The sequence below is a fragment of the Acinetobacter sp. UBA3025 genome, from assembly GCF_002367915.1.
In the GTDB taxonomy this organism is placed as follows: Bacteria; Pseudomonadota; Gammaproteobacteria; order Pseudomonadales; family Moraxellaceae; genus Acinetobacter.
This window is the reverse complement of sequence record NZ_DFDO01000009.1, coordinates 1-7,302: the sequence shown is the minus strand read 5'-3', so window position 1 is coordinate 7,302 and position 7,302 is coordinate 1. Positions and strand designations below refer to the sequence as shown.

At 42.8% G+C, this 7,302-nt stretch carries 6 protein-coding genes; 4 read left to right on the top strand and 2 right to left on the bottom strand.

Going from position 1 to position 7,302, the window contains the following annotated elements; genetic code table 11:
- Window positions 1-501, bottom strand: a 501-nt coding sequence (locus B4J23_RS00390; RefSeq protein ID WP_291358184.1) for a LysE family transporter, incomplete at its 3' end; no start/stop codon positions are given.
- 160 nt (window positions 502-661) lie between these two features.
- Here B4J23_RS00390 and B4J23_RS00385 point away from each other — a divergent pair.
- The 4 genes from B4J23_RS00385 (at window position 662) to B4J23_RS00370 (ending at window position 6,037) form a co-directional block, all read left to right on the top strand.
- On the top strand, window positions 662-1,582 hold the full coding sequence (locus B4J23_RS00385; protein WP_291358182.1) for a Dyp-type peroxidase: 921 nt from the start codon (window positions 662-664) through the stop codon (window positions 1,580-1,582).
- Window positions 1,583-1,885: 303 nt separating this feature from the next.
- Window positions 1,886-3,040, top strand: coding sequence for a methionine aminotransferase (locus B4J23_RS00380; RefSeq protein ID WP_291358180.1), 1,155 nt, complete (start codon window positions 1,886-1,888; stop codon window positions 3,038-3,040).
- A gap of 103 nt (window positions 3,041-3,143) precedes the next feature.
- Window positions 3,144-4,508, top strand: coding sequence for an MATE family efflux transporter (locus B4J23_RS00375; protein ID WP_004780677.1), 1,365 nt, complete (start codon window positions 3,144-3,146; stop codon window positions 4,506-4,508).
- 161 nt (window positions 4,509-4,669) lie between these two features.
- Entirely contained in the window at window positions 4,670-6,037 is a 1,368-nt protein-coding gene (locus B4J23_RS00370; RefSeq protein ID WP_291358176.1) for an LLM class flavin-dependent oxidoreductase, read from the top strand.
- 148 nt (window positions 6,038-6,185) lie between these two features.
- Here the strand turns inward: B4J23_RS00370 and B4J23_RS00365 are convergent, their stop codons facing one another.
- Entirely contained in the window at window positions 6,186-7,001 is an 816-nt protein-coding gene (locus B4J23_RS00365) for an ABC transporter ATP-binding protein (protein WP_291358174.1), read from the bottom strand.
- Window positions 7,002-7,302: the final 301 nt, after the last annotated feature.

Here is a 7,302-nt window from a genome sequence, read left to right as displayed (position 1 = left end):
GGTATAACCTGCCATCACAATCAGATCAATCGTCACCATGGTCGCAGCCATAATCACATATTGAATCCATTGCGGTTTAGATAAGTCCAGAAATTGCGGTAATACTGCCAGCAAAAATACAATTGCCTTGGGATTACTCATATTGACCAGAAAACCGTGAATGACGAGTTTCCCAGCTGATTTTCGTGCGAGTTCATGTTTAATTTCAATCGACTGCGCTGGTGCTTTCCACTGCAAAAAGGCCAGATACAATAAATAGGCAACCCCAAACCATTTCACTGCAAGAAATGCCCAAGGTGTAGTCGCAAACAATACCCCTGCCCCGGCAGCCACAATGGCAATTTGAACCAATAGGGCGAGTTGCAGGCCGAGCGCATTCCAGTATCCATGTCGAAAGCCATAATTCAGTCCGCTCGACATTGAAGCAATAGCACCCGCACCTGGGGAAATACTGATCACCCAACAGGCTAACATATAAGCAAACCAGACTTGATAGGACATAGAGATTTAACTCATTCAAATTCAGGATCTAATTATATGACTTTTCCAATATTTTCAGCCAAAAAAATTGCTTAAACATCAGACTGCATACTATTCACTCTATAGCGCTTCAGGCACAATAGCAGGATTGGATACAGAAAATTTATTACAGGAGCCATGAATGACAGCCCAATCTGTAATTTTGCCATTACCTTCAGATCATGCTCGCTTTATTGTTTTACGTCTGAAAAATCTCAGTATCGAAGATTTTAAGGAACGATTAGAACAGCTATTTACGACACGCGATCGCCTGATTACCCAACATCCGAATGCGCAAATTAAAACGGCTGTCGCTTTTGGTCCTGAACTCTGGTCAAAACTGTATGAACAGGCACCTTCTGGTTTTAAACAATTAGAGCCAATTCAAGGTTCATTTAATATGCCTGTGGTACCGGCAGATGTACTGATTCATATTGCCAGTGCGCGTGCTGATATCTGTTTCGCCTTGAGTCAGTCTTTCTTCGAAGGTATTCGCGATCAGGTTGAAGTATTAGATGAGCGTGTTTGCTTCCGTTACTTTGATGGCCGTGATATTACCGGCTTCATCGATGGTACTGAAAATCCGCAATTCCCGGACGATCGTGCTGAAGTAGCTTTACTCGGTGAAGATGCTGGTATTTTCCAAGACGGTTCATTCATTTTTGCACAGCGTTATGCGCATAACCTGGATAAATGGAAGAAACTCAAAGTCGATGCTCAAGAACAAGTGATGGGTCGTACCAAACTTGAATCGATTGAACTCGAGGATGAGGTAAAACCTGCCAATGCACATATCGCTCGTACTGTCGTTGAAGATGAGGGAGGCGAGGAAATGGAAATTCTACGTCACTCTCTGCCTTATGGAGATGGTCGTGGTGACCAAGGTCTATTCTTCATTGCTTATACCAAAGACCTGAAAATCATTGATGCCATGTTAGTGCGCATGTTTGGTACATCAGGCGATGGGATCCATGACCGCTTGCTACACTTCGTGACTCCAATGGATGGTGCGTATTACTTTGCACCAAGTGAGGAGTTACTGGAAGAGGTTTTGGAAGACTGAAAATAAAAAGCCGACGAAAGTCGGCTTTTAAATATAATTTTTAAAATAGAGACAATTAACCAATTAGTTTTAATTAATAAAGATTATTAAAATCCATCTTGGTATTTATTTCACATGAATTAACCACAAATAACCTTACCCTGACCTTATATTCTCTATGCTTATGAAATAGAAGATGTATTCTGTTTCAACCTTTTCGATTTTTCTGATTATTTGCTGATTCACTTACTGCTACACTGAAAGCCGAATACTTTATATCTCCTACATCATCCTCGATTACAGGATAAGCCAGAGGCCAAGGACATGCTTGAGTTACATTCTAAACTTCCCAATCTGGGCGTTACTATTTTTAGTACCATGTCGGCCTTGGCACAAAAACTCGGGGCAATTAACCTGTCACAAGGTTTTCCAGATTTCCCTGCTCCACCACAATTGATTGAAGCCCTCAGTCGGGCGGTTGAAAATGGTTTTAATCAATATGCACCGGGTGATGGTTTACCAGTATTACGTGGGCTGGTCGCTGATCTTTATCAGCACCGTGACCAGCTCATTCTAGACCCGGTAGATGAAATCACCATTACTCCTGGTGCAACGATTGCAATCTTCTGTGCAATTCAGGCAACGGTACGAGCAGGTGAAGAAGTCATTATTTTTGATCCCAGTTATGACAGCTATGCGCCAAGCGTGAAGCTGGTCGGTGCCAAACCGGTACATATCGCTCTAGAATATCCTGGTTTTTCTGTGGACTGGAATAAGGTCAAAGATGCAATCAATGACCGTACCCGCATGATTGTAGTGAATACACCGCATAATCCCACCGGAACGGTATGGACAGAGCAAGACTGGCAGCAGCTGATTGAACTGATTTGTGATCGTAATATCGTGGTTCTGTCCGATGAAGTCTATGAACATCTGGTATTTGATGAAGTTCGTCATCATTCTGCAGCATCATTTCCGGAACTCCGTGAACGCAGTTTTGTGATTGGTTCTTTTGGTAAAACCTTTCATGTGACCGGCTGGAAAACCGGTTTCTGTGTTGCACCACCAGCCTTAATGCAGATGTTCAGACAGATTTACCAATTTGTCAGCTTCTGTGGCGTGACCCCAATTCAGGTGGCTCTGACCGAATATATGCAACTACATTCTGAACATATCCATGAGCTGTCCGGTTTTTATCAGGCCAAACGGGATCTGTTTAATCATGCACTGACAGATTCCCGTTTTCACTGGACGCCGTCTCAAGGCACCTATTTCCAGAATCTGGATTACAGTGAAATTCGTCCTGATCTGGATGCACTGTCGATGTGTCACTATCTGGCGGAACAACACGGTGTTGTGGCGATTCCGGTATCAGCGTTTTATCAGGAGCCGCCTAAAGATTTACACTTATTGCGCTTCTGCTTTGCCAAAAAAGATGAAACCTTGATAGAAGCAGCACATATTCTTTCCAAAGTTTAAAAAAATAGACTTATTGGTTACTGAAAAGCTAAAGCGTTCTTGATGCTGATCAAGGATAATTTAGTCCTGATAAATATATGAAAAATCAAGAACAGGATGTCATATGGCACAGCAAGCATTGGTTCACCAGCAGAATTTATGGAAAACATTTTTTATTTTCCTGTTACCGCTGGTCGTTACCAACATCCTGCAAAGCCTGTCCGGTACGATTAATACTGTTTTTGTCGGGCAAATGCTCGGCGTGCAAGCAATTGCCGCTGTGGCAGTATTTTTCCCGATTCTGTTCTGTCTGATGGCTTTTGTGATTGGTCTCTCTGCAGGTTCTACGGTTCTGGTAGGACAAGCTTGGGGTGCCAGAAACCTGGAAAAAGTGCGCTGTGTAGTTGGCTCTACCCTGTTTATGACACTGATTGGTGGCAGCCTGATTGCCCTATTGGGTGTATTTTTTGCTGAAAATATCCTGCAATTATTAGGTACAGATCCGGATGTGATGCACCTGTCTTTGCCTTATGTGCAATGGATGCTGGCTGGTAGCCCTCTGATTTTTATTTATATTATTTATACTTCAATTTTACGTGGGGTCGGAGACAGTACTACACCACTGTTTGCCTCTGCCCTAACGATTGGTGTGGGCTTGGTAGTAACACCAGTCCTGATCGCCGGTTATTTCGGTTTTCCTAAAATGGGGATCATCTCTCCAGCAATTGCAACCATTCTGGGTAATCTGGCTGTTCTGCTATTTCTCATTCTCTATTTAAACTATAAACGTCATCCTCTAAGACCAGACTGGGCGTTGATCAAAGATATTCGTCATCAGCCCCAGCTCAGCAAGATTATCCTGCGCTTAGGTATTCCAACCGGGGTTCAAATGGTGACGACTTCAGTCGCTGGTCTGGTCATTGTGGGTCTGGTCAACCGTTATGGTGCAGAAGCAACAGCGGCCTATGGTGCCGTGAATCAGGTGCTGAATTATATTCAGTTCCCTGCTCTTTCTATTGCCATTGCAGCTTCCGTCTTTGGGGCACAGGCCATTGGTGCTGGTAAAAATGATTTGCTCAATAAAGTGACCCGAACTGCCTTAAGTATGAATATCTTGTTCACAGGTAGTCTGGTAATTCTGGCTTATCTGTTTTCTAAATATCTCATGGCACTATTTATCACTGATCCACAGGTCGTGGTATTGGGTCAGCAACTTCTCTTCATTGTCCTATGGTCGATTTTGTTCTTTGGTGCTAGCGCAATTTTTGCCTCGATCATGCGGGCCAGTGGCACAGTGACAGTCCCGATGCTCATCAATATCATTGCCATTATTGGAATTGAAGTACCAGCTGCCTATATGTTCAGCCGCTGGTGGGGTTTACAAGGGATCTGGTATGGCTATGCCCTTGCCTTTGTCTGTCTTTGTATTATGCAAGGCTTGTATTACCAGTTTATCTGGAAGAAAAAAACCATCGAGGCACTGGTTTAATCTTCCGGCCTGAACTACTGGGTAAACCTTAGCAAACCACCTCTAAATAGCGTATTTCCTGCTTAATCCATATTTTTTATATGGATTCATTTTTATTATATTTTTCAGCCATGAAGATCCTTGTTATAAGCAGTGTATGCATAAAAACACAAGGTCTTCTCATGGCTAAACGACAAATTAAACTGGGTGCTTTTATTCCGACGACTTCGCAACATGCGGCAGGTTGGCGCCATCCTGAGTCTCGTCCTCAGGATCACTTAAGCATTGATTATGCGATTGAATTAGCAAAAACTGCTGAACGCGGCCTGTTTGATGCCTATTTCCTTGCTGATGGTCTGGCAGTCAACTGGAGTCATGGTGCTTCCAGACAGAATAAGAAGGTCGGTTATAGCGATAAAGTCGTTGGCTTTGAACCAGTTACCTTATTCGCAGCGATTTCAGCCGTCACCCAAAATATTGGTTTTATTGCTACTGCTTCTACCACCTATGAAGAACCGTATCTGTTGGCACGAAAATATGCTTCTTTAGACCATATCAGTAAGGGTCGTACCGCATGGAATGTCGTGACCACCATTTCTGCTGAAACCGCACGTAACTTTGGTTTTAGTGCCCATCCGGATGCCAAAGTCCGTTATGAGCGCGCGGATGAATTTATTGAAGTTGTACAGAAGCTCTGGGACTCCTGGGAAGATGGTGCATTCCTCTATGACAAAGAAAACGGTCATTTCTTTGATGCATCTAAACAGCACGAACCACTGCATAGCGGCAAATATTTTAATGTCCAGGGTGCACTCAATGTCCCTCGTCCACCACAAGGCTATCCAGTGATTGTTCAGGCAGGTCAGTCTGAAGATGGTCGTGAGCTGGCCGCCAAATATGCCGAAGTGATTTTTACCGCCCAGCAAAGCCTGTCTGATGCACAAGCCTTCTACCGTGATGTTAAAGGCCGTCTGGCTAAATACGGTCGTCATCCGGATGATTTAAAAGTAATGCCGGGGGTCTCTGTCTTTGTAGCTAAAACTGAACAGGAAGCCAAAGAAAAATATGAATTACTGAATCGTCTGATTCATCCAGATGTCGGTTTGGGCTTACTGTCTGGTCTGGCAGGGGATATTAATCTTTCAAACTATGATTTGGATGCCCCATTTCCTCTCGAAGTTATTGAGATCAAGTCTAGCCGTCAGCAAATGATGTTTGAAATTGCAGCGAAGCATCACTTCAGCATTCGCCAGCTATATGAATATATTGCCTCTGCTCGCGGTCACTGGACGCTGATCGGAACACCTGCACAGGTAGTCGACCAACTACAGGAATGGTTCGAAAATGAAGCAGCTGATGGTTTCAATGTCTTGCCACCAACTACGCCTGCCGGTCTGAATGACTTTGTCGATTTCATCGTGCCAGAACTACAACGTCGTGGTCTATTCCGGACTGAATATGAAGGTACAACTCTGCGTGAAAACTTAGGACTGAAACGGCCAGAAAATCAGTATGTGATTACGCAACAAAATACTGCGGTTGCCTCTTAAACCATCCATTATAAAAAATGCCCGATAGGGCATTTTTTATTTCTTTAAGTTAAGCACTGGGGTAATTGGTGCTAGTGGAAATGACAAATATGGGCGAGGTTTATTGCTGTTGATCTCTGTATAACTTGAAATTTATGAAGGCCCTAGCCTACCAGCAAAACTGACCAGAGTTTGTAAGTAGCGGCTGTTGATCCTTCACGATTGAGAAATTTAATACTTTTAGAATTTCTTTTTTCAACTGCTGTAAACGCGTATTCTGGCGCTTGCGTGGATAAGATAAGGGCACTTTTAAAACCTGTTCGATTCGTCCAGGATTAGCCTGCATCACGGCTACTGAATTGCTCAGTAATAAGGCCTCAGCAATATCTTGGGTCGCTAAAATCACGGTAATATTTTTAGTTTTCCAGATTCGTTGTAATTCTTCATGCAGATGATGACGCATCAGCGCGTCCAGTCCAGCAAAAGGATCATCTAATAATAAAATATCCGGTTGAGTAACCAGGCTTTTGGCAATGGCCACTTTCAGATTCATGCCAGCAGACAAGTGCGATGGATAAGCATCCTTAAACGGCGTCAGTTGCAGCAATTCCAGCTGTTCCTGAATTCTTCGGTTTTCCTCTTCTTTGCTTAAAGGGATTTGATGTAAGGCCATGCGGATATTTTCCGTCACACTGAGCCAGTTAAACAGTCGATGATCCTGATAGACAATACTGAGATTTGGAAGATGTTCAGCTGGCTGTTTTCCCTGAATCAGAATCTGTCCCTGTTGATGCTGCTCTAAGCCCTTCAGTAAGCGTAACAATGTGGATTTACCGCAGCCAGCATGCCCTATCACACTGACAAAATCACCTGCATGAATATCTAGATTAATATCTTCGAGGACTTGGGTCTGCTGATCTGGTGCGGTGCTATAACTTTTATATAAATTTTGAATCGTGATTCTACATTGAGAGTGCTCCGTCATTTTTCCTCACCTTTTGCTGCAATACATATTTAATGATTGTTCTAGACTGGATCTATCCTGTTTATGAACTTGGATAAATTTCTGTCTCTTTTAGATCTGCTGAAAATAGGACTCTTTTGACTATAAAAAAGTTTAGGGTAAGGAGTTATCTTGATTTTTTATTTGGTTATCAAAAGCATATATAGGTTTTAATCGTTAGAAATAAATTAATAAATTTCAATGTCTTAAAATTTTTTTCTTCTAGAAAACGTTATTTAAAATATTCCGAACAACCAAATCGCAACAATGCTTAGGGCAATAA